At 61.2% G+C, this 23,387-nt stretch carries 24 protein-coding genes and 1 pseudogene; 12 read left to right on the top strand and 13 right to left on the bottom strand.

The annotated features are described in order from the left end of the window. The first annotated feature begins 63 nt into the window (after positions 1-63). Genes L6D63_RS23035 through L6D63_RS23020 form a run of 4 tightly spaced genes read left to right on the top strand, consistent with a single transcriptional unit; the run spans position 64 to position 2,513 of the window. Entirely contained in the window at positions 64-372 is a 309-nt protein-coding gene (locus L6D63_RS23035) for a BufA1 family periplasmic bufferin-type metallophore (protein WP_007969475.1), read from the top strand. A 25-nt stretch (positions 373-397) separates the two neighbouring features. Then, positions 398-1,285, top strand: coding sequence for an MNIO family bufferin maturase (gene bufB, locus L6D63_RS23030; protein ID WP_131669910.1), 888 nt, complete (start codon positions 398-400; stop codon positions 1,283-1,285). Continuing rightward, positions 1,282-2,040: an HvfC/BufC N-terminal domain-containing protein gene (locus tag L6D63_RS23025; RefSeq protein WP_131669909.1), complete on the top strand. Its 759-nt coding sequence runs from the start codon at positions 1,282-1,284 to the stop codon at positions 2,038-2,040. The genes bufB and L6D63_RS23025 overlap by 4 nt, the downstream gene beginning before the upstream one ends. Continuing rightward, positions 2,037-2,513, top strand: a complete 477-nt coding sequence (locus L6D63_RS23020) for a DoxX family protein (protein ID WP_121184115.1) — start codon at positions 2,037-2,039, stop codon at positions 2,511-2,513. The genes L6D63_RS23025 and L6D63_RS23020 overlap by 4 nt, the downstream gene beginning before the upstream one ends. A gap of 107 nt (positions 2,514-2,620) precedes the next feature. Here the strand turns inward: L6D63_RS23020 and L6D63_RS23015 are convergent, their stop codons facing one another. Beyond that, positions 2,621-3,535 carry a LysR family transcriptional regulator gene (locus L6D63_RS23015; protein WP_131669908.1) on the bottom strand — a complete coding sequence of 305 codons (915 nt, stop codon included), beginning with the start codon at positions 3,533-3,535 and terminating at the stop codon, positions 2,621-2,623. Positions 3,536-3,639: 104 nt separating this feature from the next. Between L6D63_RS23015 and L6D63_RS23010 the strand changes: the two genes are divergently transcribed. Continuing rightward, positions 3,640-4,239, top strand: coding sequence for a short chain dehydrogenase (locus L6D63_RS23010; protein ID WP_131669907.1), 600 nt, complete (start codon positions 3,640-3,642; stop codon positions 4,237-4,239). 21 nt (positions 4,240-4,260) lie between these two features. On the opposite strand, the gene L6D63_RS23005 is transcribed toward L6D63_RS23010, so the two are convergent. Then, positions 4,261-5,367, bottom strand: a complete 1,107-nt coding sequence (locus L6D63_RS23005; protein WP_121184109.1) for an acyltransferase family protein — start codon at positions 5,365-5,367, stop codon at positions 4,261-4,263. Positions 5,368-5,511: 144 nt separating this feature from the next. On the opposite strand from L6D63_RS23005, the gene L6D63_RS23000 reads away from it, so the two are divergent. Then, on the top strand, positions 5,512-6,165 hold the full coding sequence (locus tag L6D63_RS23000) for a COG3650 family protein (RefSeq protein WP_121184107.1): 654 nt from the start codon (positions 5,512-5,514) through the stop codon (positions 6,163-6,165). A 97-nt stretch (positions 6,166-6,262) separates the two neighbouring features. Then, positions 6,263-7,876 carry an NAD(P)/FAD-dependent oxidoreductase gene (locus L6D63_RS22995; protein WP_041070589.1) on the top strand — a complete coding sequence of 538 codons (1,614 nt, stop codon included), beginning with the start codon at positions 6,263-6,265 and terminating at the stop codon, positions 7,874-7,876. Positions 7,877-8,009: 133 nt separating this feature from the next. Here the strand turns inward: L6D63_RS22995 and L6D63_RS22990 are convergent, their stop codons facing one another. Next, entirely contained in the window at positions 8,010-9,104 is a 1,095-nt protein-coding gene (locus L6D63_RS22990) for a PLP-dependent cysteine synthase family protein (RefSeq protein WP_047292103.1), read from the bottom strand. A 333-nt stretch (positions 9,105-9,437) separates the two neighbouring features. On the opposite strand from L6D63_RS22990, the pseudogene L6D63_RS22985 reads away from it, so the two are divergent. The 3 genes and pseudogenes from L6D63_RS22985 to L6D63_RS28935 all read left to right on the top strand — a co-directional run bounded on the left by L6D63_RS22985 (position 9,438) and on the right by L6D63_RS28935 (position 11,102). Then, a pseudogene (locus L6D63_RS22985) lies at positions 9,438-10,621 on the top strand (colicin E3/pyocin S6 family cytotoxin). Beyond that, entirely contained in the window at positions 10,618-10,848 is a 231-nt protein-coding gene (locus L6D63_RS22980) for a DUF7683 domain-containing protein (protein WP_047292099.1), read from the top strand. The pseudogene L6D63_RS22985 and the gene L6D63_RS22980 overlap by 4 nt, the downstream one beginning before the upstream one ends. Continuing rightward, entirely contained in the window at positions 10,836-11,102 is a 267-nt protein-coding gene (locus tag L6D63_RS28935; RefSeq protein ID WP_445009225.1) for a DUF7683 domain-containing protein, read from the top strand. The genes L6D63_RS22980 and L6D63_RS28935 overlap by 13 nt, the downstream gene beginning before the upstream one ends. Positions 11,103-11,174: 72 nt before the next feature. Here L6D63_RS28935 and L6D63_RS22975 read toward each other — a convergent pair whose 3' ends face one another. After that, entirely contained in the window at positions 11,175-11,639 is a 465-nt protein-coding gene (locus tag L6D63_RS22975; protein WP_007969461.1) for an outer membrane lipoprotein, read from the bottom strand. 167 nt (positions 11,640-11,806) lie between these two features. Here L6D63_RS22975 and L6D63_RS22970 point away from each other — a divergent pair, with 167 nt between their 5' ends. Next, complete coding sequence (locus tag L6D63_RS22970; RefSeq protein WP_047292092.1) at positions 11,807-12,043, top strand: hypothetical protein; 237 nt, start codon at positions 11,807-11,809, stop codon at positions 12,041-12,043. Between the two features lie 5 nt (positions 12,044-12,048). Here the strand turns inward: L6D63_RS22970 and pdxH are convergent, their stop codons facing one another. The 5 genes from pdxH to dinG form a co-directional block, all read right to left on the bottom strand. Then, positions 12,049-12,696, bottom strand: a complete 648-nt coding sequence (gene pdxH / locus L6D63_RS22965; protein WP_047292090.1) for a pyridoxamine 5'-phosphate oxidase — start codon at positions 12,694-12,696, stop codon at positions 12,049-12,051. 24 nt (positions 12,697-12,720) lie between these two features. Continuing rightward, a complete protein-coding gene (locus tag L6D63_RS22960) occupies positions 12,721-13,839 on the bottom strand; it encodes an OmpA family protein (protein WP_047292087.1) in 1,119 nt (372 codons plus the stop codon). A gap of 113 nt (positions 13,840-13,952) precedes the next feature. After that, positions 13,953-15,098 (bottom strand): serine hydrolase domain-containing protein, encoded by a 1,146-nt coding sequence (locus L6D63_RS22955; RefSeq protein WP_131669906.1) that lies wholly within the window; start codon positions 15,096-15,098, stop codon positions 13,953-13,955. Positions 15,099-15,288: 190 nt separating this feature from the next. After that, entirely contained in the window at positions 15,289-17,628 is a 2,340-nt protein-coding gene (locus L6D63_RS22950) for a beta-galactosidase (RefSeq protein ID WP_131669905.1), read from the bottom strand. Between the two features lie 92 nt (positions 17,629-17,720). Beyond that, positions 17,721-19,865: an ATP-dependent DNA helicase DinG gene (dinG, locus tag L6D63_RS22945; protein ID WP_131669904.1), complete on the bottom strand. Its 2,145-nt coding sequence runs from the start codon at positions 19,863-19,865 to the stop codon at positions 17,721-17,723. A gap of 98 nt (positions 19,866-19,963) precedes the next feature. Here dinG and L6D63_RS22940 point away from each other — a divergent pair, with 98 nt between their 5' ends. Further along, a complete protein-coding gene (locus L6D63_RS22940; RefSeq protein WP_041070611.1) occupies positions 19,964-20,428 on the top strand; it encodes a CopD family protein in 465 nt (154 codons plus the stop codon). A 69-nt stretch (positions 20,429-20,497) separates the two neighbouring features. Here the strand turns inward: L6D63_RS22940 and L6D63_RS22935 are convergent, their stop codons facing one another. From L6D63_RS22935 to L6D63_RS22920, 4 genes are all read right to left on the bottom strand, one after another. Next, positions 20,498-21,256, bottom strand: a complete 759-nt coding sequence (locus L6D63_RS22935; RefSeq protein WP_047292080.1) for a hypothetical protein — start codon at positions 21,254-21,256, stop codon at positions 20,498-20,500. Then, positions 21,249-21,524: a DUF1145 domain-containing protein gene (locus L6D63_RS22930; protein ID WP_047292079.1), complete on the bottom strand. Its 276-nt coding sequence runs from the start codon at positions 21,522-21,524 to the stop codon at positions 21,249-21,251. Before L6D63_RS22930 ends, L6D63_RS22935 begins: the two co-directional genes overlap by 8 nt. 162 nt (positions 21,525-21,686) lie before the next feature. Continuing rightward, positions 21,687-22,409 carry a PA1041 family peptidoglycan-binding anchor lipoprotein gene (locus L6D63_RS22925; RefSeq protein ID WP_041070617.1) on the bottom strand — a complete coding sequence of 241 codons (723 nt, stop codon included), beginning with the start codon at positions 22,407-22,409 and terminating at the stop codon, positions 21,687-21,689. Positions 22,410-22,499: 90 nt separating this feature from the next. Further along, positions 22,500-23,195: a PA1041 family peptidoglycan-binding anchor lipoprotein gene (locus L6D63_RS22920; protein ID WP_041070618.1), complete on the bottom strand. Its 696-nt coding sequence runs from the start codon at positions 23,193-23,195 to the stop codon at positions 22,500-22,502. Between the last annotated feature and the right edge of the window lie 192 nt (positions 23,196-23,387).

The following is a 23,387-nucleotide window of genomic DNA, read 5'->3' as shown; positions in this document are numbered from 1 at the left end:
CTCTAGTGGGGTAAGCAAGCGCACTTCGCTTGTAAAACCCAAGCTCAAATCTGGAGAAACATCATGACTGCTACCACTCGCACCCTGTCCGCCGCTGCACTGGTTCTGGCTCTTGGTTCCGCCCTGAGCATGACTGCCGTTTCCAGCGCCAACGCCGCCGACAACAGCAACATGGAAAAATGCTTCGGTGTGGCCATGAAGGGTCACAACGATTGCGCCGCGGGCGCAGGCACCACTTGTGCCGGCACCGCGAAAATGGATTACCAGGCCAACTCCTGGAAGTTCGTGCCAAAAGGCACCTGCACCACCACCGAGAGCAAGACCTCGCCGACCGGCTTCGGTCAGATGGAAGCCTTCAAAGCCAAGTCCTGATCCACGACCTGCCCGAGTGACGCTCATGTTCACCCTCAACGAACCTGTCCCACCGCGCACTCGGGCAGCCCTCTGCGGGCTCCCGCCCCGCGCGGGGCTGGGACTCAAGACCGGGCACTTTCGTGAAGTGCTCGGCACCCGACCCGACATCGGTTTCTTCGAAGTCCACGCCGAAAACTACATGGTCGACGGCGGTCCGTTTCATCATTTTCTCGGGTTGATCCGCGAGCAGTATCCGCTGTCGCTGCACGGCGTCGGGCTGTCGATCGGGGCCGAGGGGCCACTGGATCTGCAACACCTGCAACGCCTGCAAACACTGATCGAGCGTTATCAACCGCAAGCCTTTTCCGAACACCTGGCCTGGTCGAGCCACGGCCCGGTGTTCCTCAATGACCTGCTGCCGCTGGCGTATGACACGCCGACGCTTGACCGCGTCTGCGCGCATATCGACCAGGTGCAGAACACCCTCAAGCGTCCGATGCTGCTGGAAAATCCAGCGACCTATCTTGGCTTCGAGCGCTCGACCATCGATGAGCCGGCGTTCATCACCGAGGTGATCCGCCGCAGCGGTTGCGGTCTGCTGCTTGACGTCAACAACGTCTACGTCTCGTGCATCAATCATCAACGCGATCCACTGACCTACCTCGAGGCACTGCCATTACACGCTGTCGGCGAGATTCACCTGGCCGGGTTCGCCGAAGACGCCGACAGCCTCGGCGATCGCTTGCTGATCGATGATCACGGCGCGCCGGTTGATGATGCCGTCTGGGCGTTATACCGACAGGCACTCGAACGTGTTGGCCCGGTGGCAACCTTGATCGAACGGGACAATCACCTTCCGGCGTTCAACGTGCTGCTGGCCGAGGCGCAGCAGGCCGAAGCGTTGCTGCGGCACGCAAGGAGTCAGCCATGAGCACTCAAGCCGACTTCAGCACCGCCCTGCTCGACACTCGCCTGCCCTGCCCCGCTGGCCTGTACAGTGCCAACGGCGCTGATCCTGCCAGCCGGTTTTCGGTGTATCGCAATAACGTGCAAGGCTCATTGATCAACGCGCTGGCCGACAGTTATCCGGTGGTGCAGCAATTGGTCGGCGAGGAATTCTTTCGCGGCATGGCCAGCATTTTTATTCAGCAGCAGCCGCCGCACAGTCCGTTGATGAGCCGTTATGGTGACGGACTGGCGGACTTCATTGATGCATTCGAACCGGCGGCCGAGGTGCCGTATCTGGCCGACGTCGCACGGCTCGAACGCTTGCGCACCCGCGCTTATCACGCCGCCGATGCGGCGACAGTCAGTGCGCAACAGATCAGCGCTGCGCTGGCCGATCCGCAAACACTGGCCGAACTGAACATCACCCTGCATCCCTCGCTGCACCTGCTCAACTCCGCCTACGCAGTGGTTTCGATCTGGGCCGCACATCAGCAGGACACCACACTGGCGGGTATCGATATCCATCAAGGGCAACACGCACTGGTGCTGCGCAACGGTCTGGAGGTCGAGGTCTTTGCCCTCGATCACGGCGCCAGCGTATTCATCCGCCATCTGCTCCATCACCGACCGCTGCTGCAAGCGGCGCAAGACAGCCCGCCCTTCAATCTGCCGCAGACCCTCGCCCTGCTGATCGGCCACCACGCCATCACCGACCTGAACAACAAGGTATCGCCATGAACAACCTCATCACTCGCGCCATCGGGCTAATGGAAAAGATTCCCCACAGCCTGATCGCCTTCATCGCCCGGTTCTCGATTGCCGCGGTGTTCTGGAAGTCCGGGCAGACCAAGGTCGAGGGCCTGGCCATCGATTTGATCGACGGCACCGTTCAACTCGGCTGGCCACACTTGGCGGACTCGACGATTCCGTTGTTCCAGAGCGAATACCACGTACCGCTGCTGGCACCGGAAATCGCCGCGCACATGGCAGCGTTCGCCGAACACTTTTTCCCGGTGCTGATATTGATCGGCTTCGCCACGAGATTTTCAGCGTTGGCGCTGCTGGGCATGACGCTGGTCATCGAGGTGTTCGTCTATCCCGATGCCTATCCGACCCATGGCACCTGGGCGGCGGTGTTGCTGTACCTGATGGCGACCGGGCCGGGGAAATTGTCGATCGATCACATGATCGCCAGGTACTACAAACGCTGATGTCTGATGTCTCTGTAGGAGCTGCCGAAGGCTGCGATCTTTTGATTTTCAAGGTCAAAAGATCGCAGCCTTCGGCAGCTCCTACAGGGATATCACAGGCATCGTGGTCAATGCGCCAGGCGATCCAGCGCCTCGCCGCTGCGTTTGAACCAGCCAATCAGATAATCCGCCAGCACCTGCGTGCGTTTGGGCAACCCGCCCTGATAGGGGTGGACCAGATACATCGGCATCCGGCGCGTCTGAAAATCGCGCAACAGCCAGCGCAACCGGCCGTCAGCCAGTTCCGTTTGCAACAGATACGACGGCAACCGTGCGATACCGGCGCCGGCCAGGGCGGCTTTCTTCAGCAGGTTGTAATGGTTGCTGGCGAACGGCCCCGACACCCGCACCCGCAGCAACTCGTGCTGTTGGTGATACAGCCATTCTTCACGGCCACTGTAATGACTGTTGAGCAGGCAGCGGTGTTCGGCCAGCTCCTGCGGGGTCAGCGGTTCGCCGAATTGTTCAAGGTATATCGGGCTGGCGCAGGTCAACTCCTGCCACGCCAGCAGGGGTTTGGCCACCAACCGCTCGTCATTGGCCACCTCGGAGCGAATCGCCAGATCGAAGCCGTCCCGGGACAGGTCGCGATAGTGGTTGTTCAGCTCCAGCTCGATCTGCACCTCTGGATACTTCTGCGAGAACTCCAGCAGCAAGCCGTCGAAAAACGTTTCCCCCAGCGACACCGGCACCGTCATCCGCACCGGACCGGCCATGTCGTCTTTCAAACGCGCCAGCGCCTGACGTGCCCGCTCCACTTGCACCACCAGCGCCTGGGCTTGCGGCAACAATGCCGCGCCCGCCGCTGTCAGGCTCAAGCGGCGCGTGGTGCGTTGCAGCAACACCACGGAAAACCGCGTTTCGAGCTGACTGATGCGCTTGGACAACTGGCCCTTGCTGCAACCCAGCTGCTGCGCTGCCAAGGTAAAACTGCCGGCCTCGATCAACACCGCGAACGCCGCGAGATCATCCATTTCACTCATGGACTGTTTCCATTTGAAAACCAAAGGTTGCCTATTAGTGCGCTTATCCGCAGAAAAAACCACTCTAGACTGAAACCTCGTTCAACCCATTGAGGAACAGTCCTATGAAGATTCTGTTGATCGGTGCCGCCGGCACCATCGGTTCGGCCGTGGATAAAGAGCTTAGCCAGCGTCACGAAGTGATCCGTATCGGTCGCAGCAGCGGCGACTTCCAGGTGGACATCAGCGACAGCGCATCGATTCGCAAACTGTTCGAGCAAACCGGCAAGTTCGACGCGCTGATCTGCGCAGCCGGCAACGTGACCTTCGCCCCACTCGGCGAGATGAACGCCGACAGCTTCGCCCTAGGCCTGCAAGACAAGCTGATGGGCCAGGTCAACCTGCTGCTGATCGGCCGCGAATACGCCAACGACGGCGCCTCGTTCACCTTCACCAGCGGCGTACTCAGCCACGACCCAATCCGTACCGGCGCCTCGGCGGCATTGGTCAATGGCGCACTGGACGCCTTCGTCAAAGCCGCCGCCATCGAACTGCCGCGCGGTCTGCGGGTGAACTCGATCAGCCCGACGGTGCTGCTGGAAGCCATGGGCAGCTACGCCCCGTACTTCCGTGGCTACAAGCCGGTTCCGGCGGCGGATGTGGCGCTGGCCTACGCGAAAAGTGTCGAAGGTCTGCAAACAGGGCAGACCTTTCACGTAGGCTGAATGCCTCGTAGGCAGGGGGCGTCAACGGGCCATCGCGGCAACCTTGTTGTGTCCCACTGTACGTCGGCGTATCCAACGTTGCACAGGGCGCTCGAACCCGTAGTGACACAACAGGCTGCTACCGATCAGCACCGCAAAAAACAACAGCAGGCTCCACGGCTGATAAAAAACGGCGCGTCCAGGCAGAAATTTATCGGCCAACAGCGCCGCGACAATTTGCAAGGGAAAGTGCAGCAGATAGGCGGCGAAACTGATGTCCCCCAGCCAGGACACACGGCGCGCCAGCGACTGCAACCATGGGTGGCAAGCGGCGACGGCAACAATGGTCAATGGAAACAGCACGGCAAACCTGACCAGCGGTGATTGCGCCGCATCGCCGCCGCACCACCACCAGCCAGCCCCGCAGGCCAGTACCAGGCCGGCAGCGACCCAGCGCACATCAAAGCGCCGCAACAGCCAGTCCGCAGCGATGTAACCCAGGCCGCCACAGAAAAACCCGAACACCCCGAGACTGATTTTGTACTGTGCCGGAAACACCCACAGGCTCACGGCAATCAACAACGCACTGAGCAGCAGCGGCGCCGGCGAGTAACGCCACAGCAGGAAAAACCCTGCGTACAGCAACACCTCCACCGATATCGACCATGCCGGGCCGTTGAACGACCAGCCTTGCTCCAACCCCCACGCGGGTGCCAGAAACACATTGAGCAGCGCGTGCCAGGCATCATTGAACGGATACACGAACGCATTCCCCGTGTGCGCACTATAGATTTTCTGCAACAGGGCGACCGCCAGGAACGTCAGCAGATGCAGTGGATAGATCCGGCTGAAACGCTCCATGAAAAACTGTTTGCCGCTGATCTCCCGTTGCGCCAGTCCTTTGGAAAACAGCCAGAAGAAGATAAACCCCGAAAGACTGAAAAACAGCGAGACCGCATCGCCGCCGTGGCGGTAGAACAGTGAAAACAGGCTATACAACGGTTGGTCTTCACGCTGCAAAGGGCCAGGCAGTGCGCCCTGGAAAAAGAAGTGCTGCCAATGCCAGAACACTACCGCCAATGCAGCGATGCCGCGCAGGGCGTCCAGCGCGTACAGCCGCTCAGGGAATACCGAAGGGTTTTGCTTCATGCACCATCAATCCATGCCCGCACAGGTACGCCACTATGCTGGCGGGTAACGGGCAACTCAATAGCCAGCCTGAACCGGCCACTCAAGTCTTGTGATCGACGGTCAGCCTGCGTAACGTGGCAGCACTTGTCTGGAGAGCCGAAGATGCGTGTTGCCCGTTCGTTGATCGTTGTTGCCTTGCTGCCATTGTTCGCCGCCTGCCAATTGTTTGATGGCCCGCGCGAAAGCGCATCCCATGTCGGGCAATCCCGGATGCAGGGGCAATTGACGGCGGCCGACGGCAAACTGGTGTTCCAGCCCTGTGGCGAACAACGTCAGTACGTGGTCAATGACATCGGCGGCACCAGCGTGCTGCAAGAGGCCGCGACCCTCGCCGATCAGCAGGGCAAGCTGTTTGCCGATGTACGCGGGAAGATCGCCGGCGACCGCCTCGACCTCGGCCAGTTGTATCGCGTCGAACGTTCCGGCACCGCCTGCGATGACCCGAATTTCAAGCTGTTGATCCTGCGTGCCGCCGGCCACGGTCCCGAGTGGAACGTCAAAGTCAGTGGCAAGGGCATGGTCATCGACCGTGAAGGCCAACCGGCGCTGGCCGTGCCGTATGTCGAAGAACAACTGGGCGACGGCCGCTTCAACCTCAGCAGCGAAGCCAACAACCAGCGCATCGAGTTATGGGTCGCGCCGCAACGCTGCGTCGACAGCAGCACCGGCAGCGTGCAGCACATGAGCGCCGAGTTGCGCATCGACGGCAAGGTCGAGCGTGGTTGCGGGTATTTCGGCGGATCGCGCAACGACTGAGCGTTTTAGCCTCACCGGATCCGGCCTTTGCGGCTTATAATCGCGGCCTTCAAACGCCCTGGCGCAGTTGTGCGCCCCGCGAATCCGGATCCTCGCCATGTTACGAATCACCGAACTCAAGCTGCCAATCGACCATCCCGAAGAAGACCTGCGTGCCGCCATCGTGCAGCGCCTGGGCATCGCCAGCGATGACCTGCTCGATTTCACCTTGTTCAAGCGCAGCTACGACGCGCGCAAAAAGTCCTCCGAACTGTGCTTCATCTACACCATCGACCTCACCGTGCGCGACGAGGCCAAGGTGCTGGGCAAGTTCGCCGACGACCGTAACGTCAACGTGGCGCCGGATGTCAGCTATAAATTCGTCGGTCAGGCGCCGAGCGACCTGAACCAGCGCCCGATCGTGGTCGGTTTCGGCCCGTGCGGGATCTTCGCCGGCCTGTTGCTGGCACAGATGGGCTTCAAGCCGATCATCCTCGAACGCGGCACCGAAGTCCGCCAGCGCACCAAGGACACCTGGGGTCTGTGGCGTAAAAGTGTGCTCAACCCCGAGTCCAACGTGCAGTTCGGCGAAGGCGGCGCGGGCACGTTCTCCGACGGCAAGCTGTACAGCCAGATCAAGGATCCGAAGTTCCTCGGCCGCAAAGTCCTGCACGAATTCGTCAAGGCCGGCGCGCCGGAAGAAATTCTCTATGTCAGCAAACCGCACATCGGTACCTTCCGTCTGACCGGCATGGTCGAGACCATGCGTGAAGAGATCCGCGCCCTGGGCGGCGAAGTGCGCTTTCAGGAACGCGTCACCGACGTGCTGATCGAAGACGGCCAACTGGTCGGCGTCGAACTGGCGAGCGGCGAAACCCTGCATTCGAAACACGTCATTCTGGCCCTCGGCCACAGTGCCCGCGACACCTTCCGCATGCTCCACAGCCGTGGCGTGTTCATGGAAGCCAAGCCGTTCTCGGTGGGTTTCCGCATCGAACACCCGCAGTCGCTGATCGACCGTGCGCGGCTGGGCAAGTACGCCGGCCACCCGAAGCTGGGCGCTGCCGATTACAAACTGGTGCACCACGCCAAGAACGGCCGTTCGGTCTACAGCTTCTGCATGTGCCCGGGCGGCACCGTGGTGGCGGCGACGTCCGAGCCGAATCGCGTGGTCACCAACGGCATGAGCCAGTACTCGCGTAACGAGCGCAACGCCAACTCCGGGATCGTCGTCGGCATCACTCCGGAAGTCGATTACCCGGGTGGCCCGCTGGCCGGTATCGAGTTGCAGGAGCGTCTGGAATCCCACGCGTTCATCCTCGGCGGCAGCGATTACAAGGCCCCGGCACAACTGGTCGGCGACTTCATCAACGGCACCCCGTCGACCGAACTGGGCGAAGTCGAGCCGTCGTACAAACCGGGCGTGGCCCTGGGCGACCTGGCCCTGGCGCTGCCGGACTTCGCCATCGAAGCGATCCGCGAAGCGTTGCCGGCGTTCGAGAAGCAGATTCGCGGCTACTCGCTGCACGACGCCGTACTGACCGGCATCGAGACCCGCACCTCGTCGCCGCTGCGCATCACGCGTAACGAGTCGCTGCAGAGCATGAACGTCAAAGGTCTGTTCCCGGCCGGTGAAGGCGCGGGGTATGCGGGCGGGATTCTGTCGGCGGGTGTGGACGGGATTCGGATTGCGGAAGCTGTGGCGCGGGATATTCTCGGCCTGGAAGCCTGATCAGCCAAATCTGCAAAACGCGCAATCCTGTGGGAGCTGGCTTGCCAGCGATGACGGACTCAGATTCGACATTGATGTTGACTGACAATCCGCTATCGCTGGCAAGCCAGCTCCCACAGTGGTTTTCGGTGTATCAGATATTCGCGCGCAACACCGAGGTCGGCAACGGCTCACCTTTCTCGGCACTCGCCGCCACCGCCGCAATCAACCCCTCCAGCTCATAGCCCTGCGCCTTTAGCCAGTCCTGATCGTAATAGGTATCGGCATAGCGCTCGCCGCCATCGCACAGAATCGCCACGATCGACCCCGACTCCCCCGCCGCTTTCATCTGCTGCGCCGCCATCAGCGCGCCGATCAGGTTGGTGCCGCTCGACCCGCCGACATGCCGTCCCAGACGCTGCGCCAGATAATGCATGGCCGCCAGCGACAAGGCGTCCGGCACCTTGACCATCGCATCGATCACCTGCGGCAGAAACGACGCCTCGACCCGGGGCCGACCGATGCCTTCGATCCGCGAACCGCAGTCCAGACGCAGGCTCGCGTCGCCCGTCTGGTAGTAATCGAAGAACACCGAGCGCTCGGCATCGGCGCACAACACCCGGGTGCAGTGCTGGCGATAACGCACGTAACGGCCGAGAGTCGCGGTGGTGCCGCCGGTGCCGGGGCTGGAAATCAGCCAGCTCGGTTCCGGATGTTTCTCGAACCGCATCTGCTGGAAGATCGACTCGGCGATGTTGTTGTTCGCCCGCCAGTCGGTGGCCCGCTCGGCGTAGGTGAACTGGTCGATGAAGTGGCCGCCATGCTCGCGGGCCAGACGTTCGGACTCGGCGTAAATCTGCGTCGGATCCTGAACCAGATGGCTCTGGCCACCGTAGAAGGCGATCTGCGCGATCTTCTCTTTCGAAGTGGTCGCCGGCATCACCGCAATGAACGGCAAGCCAAGCATGCGTGCGAAATACGCTTCGGAAATTGCCGTCGAACCGCTGGACGCCTCGATCACCGGCGCGCCGGGCTTGAGCCAGCCGTTACACAACGCATACAGAAACAGCGAGCGCGCCAGGCGATGCTTGAGGCTGCCGGTGGGATGGCTCGACTCGTCTTTGAAGTACAACTCGATACCTGCGAAGCCCGGCAGCGGCAAGGGGATCAGATGGGTGTCGGCGCTGCGCTGGAAGTCCGCTTCGATGATGCGGATCGCTTCACGGGCCCACTGTCGGTTGTCGCTCATGGTCATGTTCTCGTTGATTCGGGCAGGAATTGCCTCGTCACAGGCTCAGCTCTAAAGCATAGGAAAAAACCTGCAAGCCTCACAGATACAGCTGAGGCTCAATTCTTCCACCAACTGCCAGATTCTGGGCAAATGGGTATCAGGCTTTTGCAGTAACGGCACAGAACCTTCCCTCCGTTCTTGAGCTGAAGCGGCCTGCTCGCCCCCTGCCTGACCAATAGCGAACAATCCGCACTTAATCAAAGATCCGTCCTACAGCCAGCCTTTGTCCGCTTCGTTAACGTCGCACAGCCCTTTCGAGGGCCTGTCGATGGATGAACGAAAGGACGCTCAGTGGCTCGCAACAAGGACATTCCCCGGGTCCCCAACCCGCCGGCGGGCGACGGTCATCACGTCACCTGGCGCTACATGACGGCCACTGAACTGGCCGAGCGCGAAGCCCGGCAGAACGCTTACGACGCCATGCTGGCGCGGCAGGAGGCCTCGCAGCCGCGAGATAGCGGCCCAAAAGCCAGATCCGGTGCGTGCCGGATGCGTGTTCGCCCAAGTCCTGCAAATTGCCGGACGCGATCATCGACTACGCAAATCCTTCGGGGATGGTGCCGACCGACAGCCTCAAGGATTACGGCGAGCTGATCCTGCTGGGTGCACGCGAAAACGATGAAACGGGCGGCGTTGCCCTGAAGAAAATCGGCGCCACAGCCATTCCCGCCGGATTCGGCAGTTTCGCCCTGGCCGGCGCCGCCTTCGAGGCGCTACCCGCCATCGCCGCCGGAACGGCCAGCGCCACCCTGGCAGGACTGGTGGCGCTGCTCCTGCCTTCCAGCCTCGGCGACAGCGCACTCTATAGCGACGAGCAACTGCGCAGCCTCAACCAGGCGCGCACCCGCGTGCGCCTGCGCGTCGAACAGCAAGCAGACGGCAGCCTAAAGGGCTACGGCTTCTATACCGGCAGGAATCGCGATTGGGAAATGGTCGATGTCGTGCAGTTCAGCACGCGTGGCAGTCAATTCATTGCGGACCTTGGTGAAGGCGTCGAACTGATCTGGACGCCGGCGGTGGATGGTTCTGACATTCTCGGCATCCCGGCACTGGAGGCTGCACCGCAAGCACCGCACATCTGGGTGTATCCGCCGACGAAAGCGGCGGACGGGATTCTGGTGAATCCGGTTTATCCGCCGGAGTATCGGGATTTCATTCTGGTGTTTCCGGCGGATTCGGGGGTAGCGCCGGTATACATCGTTCTGAATATTGCTGGGGATATCAAATATCATCCGGCCCCAAACTCCCTTACAGCCTTTCCTGAGGCCAAATCCGCACCAATGAAAACGTCTGTTCGTGGGGGAGGAAAAAAACGCAGGCGATGGAAGGATCTATCAGGGAAAATTTATGAATGGGATTCCCAGCACGGCAAGGTTGAGTTGTACACCAAACAAGGAAAACACCTTGGAGAATATGACCCGAGAACCGGCGAACAGACCAAGCCTGCTGACCCCAAAAGGAGAGTAGAAAAGTGAAACATATAGTTGAGGTATTTGATCAAAAAACCGAGGTTTTACTCCTAAGCGTTGATATCGCCGAACATCATGAGGACGCGCTGAAGGTACTCATGAACTGGAAGCAACCGGAAGATGAGTTTGATGGGTACGACCTGTCTGAGGAACAGATTAATATTTTGGAAGACTGGACCGGGAAACAGCTATCAGGTGTAAATCGTATAGTTCAACTGGTATGCATCGAATGACATGTCGCTACCCAAAACTTAATTATACTGTCGATGCCTATGATAAAAAAACGTCACTCCTTGTTTTCGAAATACCTGTTCCAGACGGGAAAATCGACCAGCTCAGAACAATCATGAAGTGGACCGTGCCAGAAGACGAAATCTACGGCTACGATCTCGACCCCAAGCAAATAACACAACTCGAAGTTTTAATCGGCCGGCCATTTTACGTTCCGGAATATGACTTTCAATTGAGCTGTTATGGAAGTGAGTAATACTGATTAGTCTTGACAAAAAAAACCCGACCAGTCACCTGATCGGGTTTTTGTTTTACCGCTCGTTCGCGCTTAGTGCGAAACGCGGCTGGTGCCACCGACGGTGGAGATGCGTACGCGCTCACCGACACGGAACACTTCGTTTTCCTGAACCTGTTGCACGTAGGCGCGCATGCTGCCGTCGTCTTCGCGCACGGTGATTTCCACGCCCTGGGTGCGGGTCAGGCCTTCTTCAGTGGCCGAACCGATCAGGCCGCCGGCCACGGCGCCGATGACCGCCGCAACGATGCTGCCCTTGCCGCCACCGATGGCGCTGCCGCCGACACCGCCGACCACTGCGCCTGCAGCGCCGCCGATCGGGGTCTTGGTGCCTTCGATTTTCACCGGACGCAGGGATTCGATGGTGCCCATGCGAATCGTCTGCACACGACGCGCTTCGTCACGGGAGTAGGAGTCACCGGTCAGGCTCGACTGGCAGCCGGTCAGCAACATCGCCATCGTGGAAAAAGAAGCAACCAGCAGAACAGACTTACGCATAGCATCAACTCCAAAAGAACAGGTGTTCATTAAACCCCGCTGCTTGACGCCTGTCACGACGCAGCCCGGATAAACTTGATTTTATTCAGGCCCGGTACAGGCACCTGCAGCCCCACCCAACAGTAGCGCCAAATCGCCCAATCCGCCCTGCCAACCCAAGGATTTTCATGGATTACCTGATCATTTTCGTCACCACCGTCGCCGGCCTGTACTTCCATGGGTGGCTGTACGTGCGGATCAAACGCTGGATGGATCGTGATCTGGCCCTGTCGCTGGCGGGCAAGGATGAAGACAAACGCGCCTTCATGCTGCAACGACTGGCCGATGCCCGCGTGCAGAAGATCAAGCGTCGGGACCTGCCGAAGTGGCTTGAGGCCGCTGCGGCAAGCTATCCCGCTCGGTAGACTGCTTAAGGCGCCAGACGTTCAAGAATCCAGTCGGCACCCTGCTGACGGTAGTTCAGGCGATCGTGCAGACGACTTGGACGGCCCTGCCAGAACTCGATGCGCTCAGGCAGCAGGCGATAACCGCCCCAGTGTTCCGGACAGTGCGGTTGCGTATCGCTGAAACGCTGCTCGGTGGCCTTGAGCAACTCTTCCAGTTCGCCGCGCCCGTTGATCACCCGGCTCTGCGGTGAAGCCCAGGCCCCGAGCCGACTGCCCAGCGGACGCACCTGATAATAAGCATCGGACTCAGCAGGCGTGACTTTCACCACACACCCTTCGATGCGCACCTGGCGCTCCAGGGTCGGCCAGAAGAACGTCATGGCAGCCAACGGGTTGGCCGCCAGATGCTGGCCCTTGGCGCTGTCGTAATTGGTGAAAAAGGTGAAGCCCTGCTCGTCCAGGCCCTTGAGCAGCAGAATGCGACAATGCGGGCGACCGTCTGCATCGACCGTGGCCAGGGTCATGGCGTTGGCCTCCACCGGCGCCTGTTCGGTTTTCACCGCATCGGCGAACCACTGGTGGAACAACGCAAAGGGTTCAGCCGGGGCTTGCGCCTCGGTCAGACCATCCCGGGTGTAATCACGACGCATATCTGCCAGAGCCTGGGTCATGGCGCATTCCTTTTCGTTAGCGGATCACTGCTTGGAAGTATCGCTGGCGGCAACTTTCTTGTCAGTCGTCGCGGCTTTGGCCGGAGCGGTTTTCTTGGCTGGGGTTTTCGCCGGAGCCTTGGTCGCCGCTTTCTTCGCTGGTGCCTTGGCAGCGGCTTTCTTCGCCGGAGCCTTTTTGGTTGCAGGTACGGCGGCTTTCGAAGCGGCCGGCGCCGGGGTTACCGGTTTGGCTGCAGGCTTGACGTCCTGTGCGGCAAGCATCGTGGTCGGTGCGGGCGCCGGCATGTTGTACTTGCTCAGCAGGGCCACCATGGTGTTCTGCGGGGTCACCAGCAGTTCGACGCGACGGTTCAGGGCACGGCCTTCGGCGCTGTCGTTGGCCGCACGCGGCGCATCGCCACCCATGCCGCGCAGCATCAGGCGATCACGCTGCAAGCCGCTCAGGCGGAAAATTGCCGCCACGGACTGAGCGCGTTCCTGGCTGAGCTTGACGTTGGCCGGCGCGGCGCCAGTGTTGTCGCTGTGACCAAGCACCAGAACTGCGGTTTTCGGGTCGGCTTCGAGGATTTTCGCGACATTGGTGAACGGGCTGAGGGTCACCGGCAACAGCATCGCTGGACGTTTCGGGTTGAACGAGCCTTCAACCGGCGCGATCACCACCAGAACGTTGTCACGGCGCTCGAGTTGCAGATTGCTGTCCTTGATCGCTGCACGCAGGCGCGGCTCGTAGTCATCCAGCCAGGCTTGGGTGACTTTCGGGTCAGGCATCGGCACCACTTTCGCCGTGGACTGATCCTTGCCGCCGAACGGCCACCACCACTTTGTGCCGGTGTCAGCATCGGCCTTGGCCACTACCGCCGGTTTTGCTTCTGGTTTGACTTCGGGTTTCACGTCGGCCTTGGCCGCCGCGTCATCAGAGCTGCCGAACGGCCAGTACCAGTGGCTGCTGCTTTCAGTCTTGGCCACGGGTGCGGTCGCGGCAGGTTTGAGCGGGGCTGGAGCCGGGGCCGGCTCTTTGGCCGCCACTTTGTCGGAAGATCCGAACGGCCACCAGCTGCCGCCGTCCGCATCGTTTTTAGGAGTCTGTGCACAACCGGTCATTGCAACGCACAGGGCCAGGGCGAGAGTTTTTTTGGATGACATTGAAAATCCACAAAGTGAAGTAATGAAAGATCAGAGCTCTTTTGCCCGGATAAACAGACGCTTTGAATCAAAAATCCGAATCTGGTTCCAACCCTGGAACCTCATGTAACGCTTTACAGACAAGTGGCAAGTACCCGCGCCAGTTGCTGCGCGCGCGGATCCATCAAGACGTAAGGCCCAAGGGTATTTGTCACAAAACCGAACGCGACATCATGCTCGGGATCAGCAAAACCCACCGAACCGCCCGCCCCCGGATGACCAAACGCCCGCGGGCCGAGGCCATAGGTGGCATTGGCCATGTCCGGCTGATCGAGCATGCAGCCCAGGCCGAAACGGGTACGGGTCAGCAAGGTCTTGTCTTCGCCGTAACTGTGTTCGCGGGTCAGTTCTTCGAGCATTTCACTTTCGAGCAGGCTGCCATCGAGCAAGCCTGCGTAGAAACCGGCCAGGCTGCGCGCGTTGCCATGACCATTGGCAGCCGGCTGCTGCATGCGCCGCCATTCCGGTTTGTTGGTGCTGGTCAGCACCGACGGCGGATTAGTAAAGGCGCGAGTGGTCATGGCGGTCGGTTCGCGCATAGTCACCTGCAGCAGACGCTGGGCCGCGGCATCGCCGACATTGCCCTTGCCGCGAGCAATATGCGCCACGCGGTGGAACTCTGCGTCAGCCAGACCGACGTGGAAATCCAGCCCCAGCGGCTTGGCGACACGGGCGACGATGGCATCGCCCGGCCCACGACCGTCAGCACGACGCAGCAACTCCCCGACCAGCCAGCCATAAGTGATGGCGGCATAGCCGTGACCGGTGCCCGGCGTCCACCACGGCGCTTCGGCCGCAAGGGCGTCGACCATGGTTTGCCATTCGTAGAGGGCGGCGGGCGCCAGCAACTCGCGCAGCGCTGGCAGACCGGCCTGATGGCAGAGCAATTGGCGCAGGGTGACGGTTTCTTTGCCAGCGGCGGCAAATTCCGGCCAGTAGCGGGCAACCGGTGCGTCCAGTTGCAGTTTGCCTTCGGCCACCAGTTGCAGCGCGGTGACCGCAGTGAACGTCTTGGTGCAGGAGAACAGGTTGGCGATGGTGTCGCTGTGCCAGGCTTCGGTACCGTCCTTGTCGGCCGTACCGGACCAGAGGTCGAGGACGGTTTCTCCGCCGACCTTGATGCACAGCGCTGCGCCGCGTTCCTGGGGATCGTCGAACAGTGCCGCGAAAGCCTCGCGCACCGCTTCGAATTGAAGCTCGTAATGGCCCTGAATCTGCACCCGCAACTCCCCCGCGAAAACGCTCTACAAAGTGGCCCGCATTGTTCCAGCCCTTGAGGGATTTGGGAACAGCTGCGGGCCGGGTGGTCATTTCAACGCAAAATCAAAAGATCGCAGCCTGCGGCAGCTGCTACAAAATTCCATTCCCTGCAGGAGCTGCCGAAGGCTGCGAACTTTAAGGCATCAAACCTCAATGACCATTGCCCGAATGCCCACCCGCATGCCCGGCCCCCGGGCCTTTTCCAGCTTCACCCTTGCGCCCGCCCTCCGCTTCATGACCGACAGCGGCCGCGGCCTTCTCAGCCTCTTTGCCCAATTGATCGATCGCCTGCAGATTGCTCTTGCGCACCGCTTCGACGAAACCCTGATACGGCAGATCGGTAATCCCCACCAGACCAAAGTGCCCGTTCTCGCCATCAAGCAGACGCCCGGTCACCGGTTGATCCAGATACTGGAACCAGTGCACGCCGACAATCGACGGTTCGCTTAACGCCTGTTTGAGGAAGTTGGCATACGCCGGGCCGCGATCTTCTTCCTTCGCCAGTTGCGTCACGCCACCCCAGAACGGGCCGCGATCACTGGAGCCGAAGTTGAACTCGGTAATCAGCACCGGTTTGTCGAGGGCACGCAGAGCGGCGAAGTCATAGCCGTCCTGCGGTTTCAGCGTATACAGGTTGAAACTCAGCACGTCGCAATACTGTGCACAGGACGCCACGGCTTCCGGGGTGCTGGTGGCGAAACGACCACCGAGCAGCAACTGATTCGGCGCGTGCCACTTCAGCGAATCGGAGATGGTTTTGAAGTAGGTGTCGGCGAACACCTTCTGGAAGTATTTGAAGTCGTTTTCGATTTCCGGGTGCTCCGGATTCGGCATCGGTGGCACGAAACCCGGGTCTTCCATCAACTCCCATGCCGGCAGATCAATGCCCCAGGCTTTCGACAGGCCCGCCTGGTTGCGGTACTTGTCGCGCAGCTGCTTGAGAAACGCGCGTTTGGCCGGCACGTCGGTAGTCATCTTCAACGTGCCATAGGCCAGGGCATAGCGCGACTGCGGATCATCGCCCGGACCGGCCCAGGCCAGTTCGTTGTCGGCGTAGTAGCCGATCAGCCACGGATCATCACGATGATCGCGGGCGGCGATGGCCACGGCGCGCTCGGTGGCCATGGCGAAACGCGGGTCGAACGGATCAGGCATGCCGCCCCACCAGTCGCTGCCGGTGCTGATGCTGGTGTAGTCGCCGACGATCGACAGCGGCAAGGTGTACGGCACCCGCTCGGCGTCGGCGAGCGCGTCGGCACTCCAGTTGCCGACCGTGTTGAAGCCCCAGGCCTGCAGGCGGTCGAGGGTGTGGGTGGCCCACTTCTGCTGATCGACCGTGGCCTTGCACGGCGCGGCTGGCGGTTCGGCATGCGCCTGTGCCGCGCAAGGTTCACCGTACAGGCGTTGCAGGTTGGCGCCGTAAAAATCGTACCAGCGCCCGTTGCCATAGCCTCGGCCCTGATCGGCACCGTTGCCGCCACGGTTATCGCCTTCGCCGAAATGACTGGCAAGTGGTTCGTCAGGCTTGGGCAGGGATTCGAACATCCACTCACGCCCGGCCACGTAGGTCTGGTTGACCTGCGGGCTGACGGTGTTGACCCCCAGCGAATAGAACGGATGCCCTTCAGGGGTCACCAGATACCAGCGACCGTCACGCTTTTCAGTGCGGAAAAAGCCGCTGGCCTTGAACGCCGGCCCCTTATTCCAGCCACCGAACTTGTCCAGCGAAGATTTTTCGCGCTCGGCCAGCCAGGTTTTCAGCTGTTGCTGTTCCTTGGCGGCGGCAGATTTCAGTTGTTCGTCGTTGCTGATTTTTTCCGGCCATTTGCTGCGGGTCAACTGCCCGTAGGCGTCCACCAGATTGCCGTAGACGGCCCGGGTCACGGCATCGCCGTCCTGCACACCGAAACGTTCGAGCAGCAGGCTTTGCGCGGCTTTCGGCTGATCCATCCACAGGCTGACCGACACCACCTGGCTGCGATCCAGTTCGCCGCTGCTGCTGGCCAGCAGAATGCGCTGGCCATCGACGGTCATCGGCATCGGCGGCCCGGCCTTCATGCCCTGGCTCAGTGGCGAGGTCGCCACCAGCGGCACCAGCAGGGTTTGCGCAGGGCCGGCCGGCAGGTCAACGCGGCTGGTCAGGGTCTGGCCGTTGTTGCTCTGGATTTGCACGTAAACCGTCACGGCCCAGTTCATTGCGCTTTGCAGACGCAGGCTCATCATGCCCGACTGCGACCAGTCCCAGGCGCCGGTCTGCGGGGTCAGGCGCAGGGTCGGGCGGGCTACCGGGTTGAACGTCACCCGGCGCAGCACTTCACCTTCCGGGGTTTGCTCGGCGTTGGCTTGTGGCAGATCAGTGTTTTCGGTGACAACTTTCACCACATCGGCAGGGCGAACGAAGTTGAACAGGGTCTGCTGACCCGCAGGCGCCGCCAGTAACGGGGCAGCGAAAATCAAGGCGAATACGGCAGGCAACGAACGGCGAATCATAAGAACAGAGTTCTCCCTAACGACCAAAAGGCCAATGGAAAAGCATGGCAGAGAGATAGACAGCGCGGCGGGCAAAACTGCCCACCGTTGTCTCAGGATATTTCACGACGGAATGGCGGCAACGCATTGAGGATCGCCTTGCCGTAGCGCTGGGTGACCAGGCGCCGATCGAGCAAAGTGATGGTGCCGCGATCTTCTTCGGTACGCAGCAGACGGCCGCAGGCCTGAACCAGTTTCAAGGATGCGTCGGGCACCGAGATTTCCATGAACGGATTGCCGCCCCGGGCCTCGATCCACTCCGACAGCGCCGCCTCGACCGGATCGTCCGGCACCGAGAACGGGATCTTGGCGATCACCACGTGCTCGCAGTAGGCGCCCGGCAAGTCCACCCCTTCGGCGAAACTGGCGAGGCCGAACAGCACGCTGGAATCGCCGCCATCGACCCGCGCCTTGTGCTTGTTCAGGGTTTCCTGTTTCGACAGATTGCCTTGAATGAACACTTGTTTGCGCCAGTCGCGGTCGAGGCCGTCGAACACGTCCTGCATCTGTTTGCGCGAAGAGAACAGCACCAGACTGCCGCGCGAGCCTTCCACCAGTTCCGGCAGATCGCGGATGATCGCCGCCGTGTGGGCCGCCGCATCACGCGGATCAGCCTTGAGGTCCGGCACGCGCAACACGCCGGCGTCGGCGTGATGAAACGGGCTCGGCACCACAGCGGTGACGGCTTTCTTCGGCAGCCCGGCGCGCATGCGGAACCGGTCAAAGGTGCCCAGCGCGGTCAGCGTTGCCGACGTTACGAGGCAGCCGTAGGCGACGTTCCACAGGCTGCGGCGCAGGGTTTCTGCGGCGAGAATCGGGCTGGCGTTGACCTCGATGTCGAACAGCGAGCCGCTTTCGGCCAGCGTCAGCCAGCGGGCCATCGGCGGGCTGTCCTCCGGGTCTTCGGCGGTGAACGCGGTCCACAGTTCCCAGTTGCCCGAGGCACGGGACAACAGGCTGCCGAACAGCGGATACCACTCTTCGGCCTGATTGCTGGCAATGCCGATGTTGACCTCGCCGTCCATGCCTTCCTTGAGCAGGTCGGTCAGACGGGTGAACAGGTCGTTGAGACGTGAATAGCCCTTCTTCAGCTCGATGCCCATTTCGCGCATGTGCTCGGGAATCACCCCGCCGACGAAACGATGGCGTGGCCGCTCGCGACCTTCGACGTCTTCGCCGGGTTTGAAATCGGCAATCTGCTCGCACACGGTGAACATGAACTGCTGCTGGGTCTTGATCTCCCGCGCCAGCTCCGGCACCTGCTCGATCAGCTTGCCGAGGTCACCCGGCAACGGATGCTGGGCCAACAGTTTGGTGAGGTTCTTCGCCGTGGTTTCCAGCCAGTCGGCGGTGGAACGCAGGCGCGTGTAATGAGCGAAGTGGCCGATGGCCTTGTCCGGCAGGTGATGGCCTTCGTCGAACACGTAAATGGTGTCACGCGGATCCGGCAGCACCGCACCGCCGCCGAGGGCCAGGTCAGCCAGCACCATGTCGTGGTTGGTGACGATCACATCGACCTTGCCCATGCCTTCGCGCGCCTTGTAAAAGGCGCACTGGCCAAAATTCGGGCAATGGCGGTTGGTGCATTGGCTGTGATCGGTGGTCAGCCGTGCCCAGTCGGCATCTTCGAGAGCGTTGGGCCAGCTGTCACGGTCGCCGTCCCATTTATTGCCGGCGAGCTTCTCGATCATGCTGGTGAACAGCTTCTGACTGGCCTCATCGACCTCGATCTTGAAGCCTTCTTCTTCAAACAGCTGCGCGGTGGCAGTTTGCGCGTGGCCTTCCTGCAACAACATGTCGAGCTTGGACAGGCACATGTAACGGCCACGGCCCTTGGCCAGCGCAAAGCTGAAGTTCAGCCCGCTGTTGCGCATCAGGTCGGGCAAGTCCTTGTAGACGATCTGCTCTTGCAGGGCCACGGTCGCGGTGGCGATCACCAGACGCTTGCCGGCCAGCTTCGCCGTGGGAATTGCCGCCAGGCTGTAGGCCACGGTCTTGCCGGTACCGGTGCCGGCTTCCACCGCGACAATCGCGGGATCGCCACTGCGCCGGCCTTCGTCGTCGGTGTCGATATCCCCGAGGACTTTGGCGACTTCGGCGATCATCAGGCGCTGGCCGTAACGCGGTTTGAGGCTCTTGGCTTCAAGAAAACGCGAATAGGCGCCCTGGATCGTGGTTTTGAGTTCAGTGCTGATCATTGAATGTCGGGCGTAAAAACGCTGGATAAATTTTCAGTAGTTCGGATCGGCCGCTATCATACCCCGCTAATCAGTCCCGCGCAGAACGGAGTACCCCAATGACACCTTTTAGCCTCGTTTATCCACTGCATGTCCTGTCCGCCCTGGTCTGGGTCGGCGGTATGTTTTTCGCCTGGATGGTCCTGCGCCCCGCGGCGGTGAAGGCGCTCGACGGCCCTGCCCGCCTGACCTTGTGGGTAGAAGTGTTTCAAGGTTTTTTCCGCTGGGTCTGGGTCGCGGTGATCCTGTTGCCGATCAGCGGCGTGGGCATGTTGCACTTGCAGCAGGTCGGCTTCGAGACCGCGCCGAAATACGTGCAGGTGATGATCGGACTGTATGTGGTGATGACGGCGCTGTTTATCCGGATTCAGGGTTTGATGCTGCCAGAGTTGCGCAAAGCCGTTGAAGCCAAAGAATGGCCGGTGGGTGCGGCGGTGCTGGGGCGGATTCGCCGGGTGGTGGGGATCAATCTGATTGTGGGGTTGGTGCTGGTGGCGATTGCGGCGGCGCGGCCGATGTTCTGACCCGCTGACGACCTGCACTTTTTGTGATGAGGGGATAGATCCCCTCACCACAATCAAGAGTGCTGCGTTTTAGAGGCGCTGCACAGTCACCGCCCCCGCCGCACCCGTCGGTCCAGGCTGACCATCCGCCCCGGGCTTGCCGTTCTTGCCGCCATCGGCGCGATACACCAGGCAGCCCTTGGACTTGCCACCCTGGCCGGCCTTGCCGCCGACACCCGCCGGGCCGCCGGCGCCGCCCGCGACGTTGACCTTGATCAGCTCAGCCGGAAACTCACGCGGCACTTCCAGGCGCACCAGCGCTCCCGGCGCTCCCGGCTGGCCATCGCTACCGTTGCTGCCATCAAATCCGTGACCGGCCGCGCCCCAGGTGCAGCCCGGATCCTCACCGTTGCCGCCATCGAGGCCAACAAAACCCGGCGCGCCGGTACCGCCGCGAGCATCCACAAACAGTTTTGGCGCGCTCAAGGCCTTGAACTGCAAATTCAGATTGCGCCCGGCACGGGCGGCTTTCTCATACGTGCCCGGCGCACCGCGCGCGGTGATCAGGCTGCCTTCAGACAGTTCGGCACGAATGACTTTCATATCCAGCGCCTGTTCGCTCGGGACGATCGCGATGCGTGCTTCGTGACCCAGACGCAATTCGCCGACGGTCAGCTCGGTCACGTTGGCAGGAATCAGCAAGGTGCCGTAGTCCGCGACGTCCAGCCGCTCCAGCTGCAGGGTGCTGGCCGTGTTGGGCAAACGCATCAGGGAATTGGTTTCGACACTGACCACCTGGGCGCAGGCCAGGGGACTGATGAATGCAGCAAGCAGGCAAAGTTTACGCATGGGAAGAAGCCTCCGGAGCGGCCGGGGCCGGGATGGTTTGCAGGTGAAAAACGCCGAACAGCAGGATGCGCAGACGATCGCGCCACGGGTTGGCACGCCCCTTGAGGCGAGAGAACAGCAACTCCAGCCCATGCAGCGCCAGCAACAAGGCGCCAGCCAGATTGACCAGCAGATGCAGCGGATGCACAAACGGCAGCAGCAGATTGACCACCACCACGCACCAGAACAGCAGGGTCAGCAAACGCCCCAGCCCCCAGAAAACCTTCATACGCTCCCCCGTCTCGGAATTATTCTTTGGGCGCACAGTAACGGCTTACGCGGGGGATAAGCCAGAGGGGCAAAAGAAAAAACTTTTGTCAGTCGTCGGATCGCTGCCGGTTCGACGATGATCGTCGCCCGGCAGCTCTAGCCTGCGGACTACAGACAAGTCCTAGCGATTGATATGCAACTCCACCCGACGGTTTTTCGCCCGCCCTTCGTCCGTCGCGTTATCGGCCACCGGCTCGCTCTCGCCGCGCCCTTCGCTGGTCAGTTTGGCCGGTTCCAGGCCCTGGCTCAGCAGATACGCCGCCACACTGCTGGCACGCCGCTCCGACAACGCCTGGTTATAGGCGTCCGAACCCTTGCTGTCGGTATGGCCGATAACCTTGATGCTGACCACGTCAGCATTGCGCAACTTGTCCATCAGCGTATCGAGCTGGGCTTTCGCGGCTGGGGTCAGGTCCGACTTGTCGAAATCGAACAACACATTGCCGGCATCGCTGAGGGTGATGACTTCCGATTGCGGTGCAGGCTCGGGCGCTTTTTCCGTGACCGGGTATTGCGGCAGCGGACAACCACGATGATCGACCGGGGTATTGGCCGGAGTGTCCGGACAACGGTCGCGGCGATCGAACACGCCATCGCCATCTTCATCGCCATCCTGGGCATAACAGATCAGCCCGCCGGTAAGGATCCCCAGCGCGGCACCGCCACCGGCCCAGCCGCCACTTTCAATGGCGCCAAGGCCGCCACCTACCAGCCCGCCGATCAGGCTGCAAATCGGCCACGTACGTTGATTGAGGGGCGCGTCGCCGTCGCTGTGAGTGGCGCAACCGGTGAGCAAGCTGCCCAGCAGCAGCACCGGCAAGACGGACCTTGAGAAAACAGTCATTGTGAAAGCTCCTGTGTCACCGGCCCATACCGGTTACACAGGAGTAAAGACGCGCATCCGCGACTGCACAAGCCGCGGATGCGTGAGGGGCTAGCGGACGATTTTGATTTCGGTACGACGGTTCTGTGCGCGACCGTCAGCGGTTTTGTTATCCGCCACTGGCTGGCTTTCACCCATGCCCGAGACCGAAACGAAGCTGGCACGCGGCACACCTTGCTGGATCAGGTATTCCACCACCGAGTGCGCACGACGATCCGACAGTTTCTTGTTGTAGGCATCGCTGCCCACGCTGTCGGTGTGACCGGTCACGGTCAGTTGCGCCGTGGACGACTCTTGTTTCAGGCGCGTGGCAACTTTGTCCAGCACCTGTTTATCGGAGCCGGTCAGGGTGGCTTTGTCGAACTGGAAGTGCACATCGCGGATGACGATGGTTTCTTCCTTGACCACAACCGCCTCTTCTACCACAGGCGCCGGGGCTGGTGGAGGGCAGCCGTCAGCATCGACCTGCACGCCTTTAGGCGTGTGCGGGCACTTGTCGCGGCTGTCCGGCACACCGTCGCCGTCTTCGTCGCCATCACCGTGCACCCAGCAATAGGCCGCTGCCGTACCGCCGACCAACAGTGCGCCGTAGCCGGCCCACGCCGAACTTTCCGTCGCACCGAGACCGGCCCCGACCACACCGCCGACCGCCGCACAGGTCGGCCAATCGGTTTTCTGCAAACCTGCGCAACCAGTCAACACACTGGTTAGCAGAATCAAAGGTAATGCTGTCCGAACTATGCTCATCTGGTTTTCTCCTGAGGGATCGGCTTAGAACCGATTCACGGAGTAAAGACCGGAGTTTTAATCTCCGCCAGCAATAGGCCACTGGCATTTGGGACCGTGTTCACAGGGATTCGGCACTTTTGCCACGCGCGACAAATCGGGGTCTAGGCCGGATCCGTCTGGCGCGCTAGTCTTGGCGATCTGATTGAGGAG

The organism is Pseudomonas parakoreensis, assembly GCF_021602155.1.
Lineage (GTDB): Bacteria > Pseudomonadota > Gammaproteobacteria > Pseudomonadales > Pseudomonadaceae > Aquipseudomonas > Aquipseudomonas parakoreensis.
The sequence above is the reverse complement of the archived record's forward strand: the minus strand, read 5'-3'. Positions and strand labels throughout refer to the sequence as shown.

Excerpts from the sequence above, each read along its gene's own strand:
- L6D63_RS23035 (WP_007969475.1), top strand. The coding sequence starts at position 64 with ATGACTGCTACCACTCGCACCCTGTCCGCCGCTGCACTGGTTCTGGCT.
- bufB (WP_131669910.1), top strand. The coding sequence starts at position 398 with ATGTTCACCCTCAACGAACCTGTCCCACCGCGCACTCGGGCAGCCCTC.
- L6D63_RS23025 (WP_131669909.1), top strand. The coding sequence starts at position 1,282 with ATGAGCACTCAAGCCGACTTCAGCACCGCCCTGCTCGACACTCGCCTG.
- L6D63_RS23020 (WP_121184115.1), top strand. The coding sequence starts at position 2,037 with ATGAACAACCTCATCACTCGCGCCATCGGGCTAATGGAAAAGATTCCC.
- L6D63_RS23015 (WP_131669908.1), bottom strand. The coding sequence starts at position 3,535 with ATGAGTGAAATGGATGATCTCGCGGCGTTCGCGGTGTTGATCGAGGCC.
- L6D63_RS23010 (WP_131669907.1), top strand. The coding sequence starts at position 3,640 with ATGAAGATTCTGTTGATCGGTGCCGCCGGCACCATCGGTTCGGCCGTG.
- L6D63_RS23005 (WP_121184109.1), bottom strand. The coding sequence starts at position 5,367 with ATGAAGCAAAACCCTTCGGTATTCCCTGAGCGGCTGTACGCGCTGGAC.
- L6D63_RS23000 (WP_121184107.1), top strand. The coding sequence starts at position 5,512 with ATGCGTGTTGCCCGTTCGTTGATCGTTGTTGCCTTGCTGCCATTGTTC.
- L6D63_RS22995 (WP_041070589.1), top strand. The coding sequence starts at position 6,263 with ATGTTACGAATCACCGAACTCAAGCTGCCAATCGACCATCCCGAAGAA.
- L6D63_RS22990 (WP_047292103.1), bottom strand. The coding sequence starts at position 9,104 with ATGAGCGACAACCGACAGTGGGCCCGTGAAGCGATCCGCATCATCGAA.
- L6D63_RS28935 (WP_445009225.1), top strand. The coding sequence starts at position 10,836 with ATGCATCGAATGACATGTCGCTACCCAAAACTTAATTATACTGTCGAT.
- L6D63_RS22975 (WP_007969461.1), bottom strand. The coding sequence starts at position 11,639 with ATGCGTAAGTCTGTTCTGCTGGTTGCTTCTTTTTCCACGATGGCGATG.
- L6D63_RS22970 (WP_047292092.1), top strand. The coding sequence starts at position 11,807 with ATGGATTACCTGATCATTTTCGTCACCACCGTCGCCGGCCTGTACTTC.
- pdxH (WP_047292090.1), bottom strand. The coding sequence starts at position 12,696 with ATGACCCAGGCTCTGGCAGATATGCGTCGTGATTACACCCGGGATGGT.
- L6D63_RS22960 (WP_047292087.1), bottom strand. The coding sequence starts at position 13,839 with ATGTCATCCAAAAAAACTCTCGCCCTGGCCCTGTGCGTTGCAATGACC.
- L6D63_RS22950 (WP_131669905.1), bottom strand. The coding sequence starts at position 17,628 with ATGATTCGCCGTTCGTTGCCTGCCGTATTCGCCTTGATTTTCGCTGCC.
- dinG (WP_131669904.1), bottom strand. The coding sequence starts at position 19,865 with ATGATCAGCACTGAACTCAAAACCACGATCCAGGGCGCCTATTCGCGT.
- L6D63_RS22940 (WP_041070611.1), top strand. The coding sequence starts at position 19,964 with ATGACACCTTTTAGCCTCGTTTATCCACTGCATGTCCTGTCCGCCCTG.
- L6D63_RS22935 (WP_047292080.1), bottom strand. The coding sequence starts at position 21,256 with ATGCGTAAACTTTGCCTGCTTGCTGCATTCATCAGTCCCCTGGCCTGC.
- L6D63_RS22930 (WP_047292079.1), bottom strand. The coding sequence starts at position 21,524 with ATGAAGGTTTTCTGGGGGCTGGGGCGTTTGCTGACCCTGCTGTTCTGG.
- L6D63_RS22925 (WP_041070617.1), bottom strand. The coding sequence starts at position 22,409 with ATGACTGTTTTCTCAAGGTCCGTCTTGCCGGTGCTGCTGCTGGGCAGC.
- L6D63_RS22920 (WP_041070618.1), bottom strand. The coding sequence starts at position 23,195 with ATGAGCATAGTTCGGACAGCATTACCTTTGATTCTGCTAACCAGTGTG.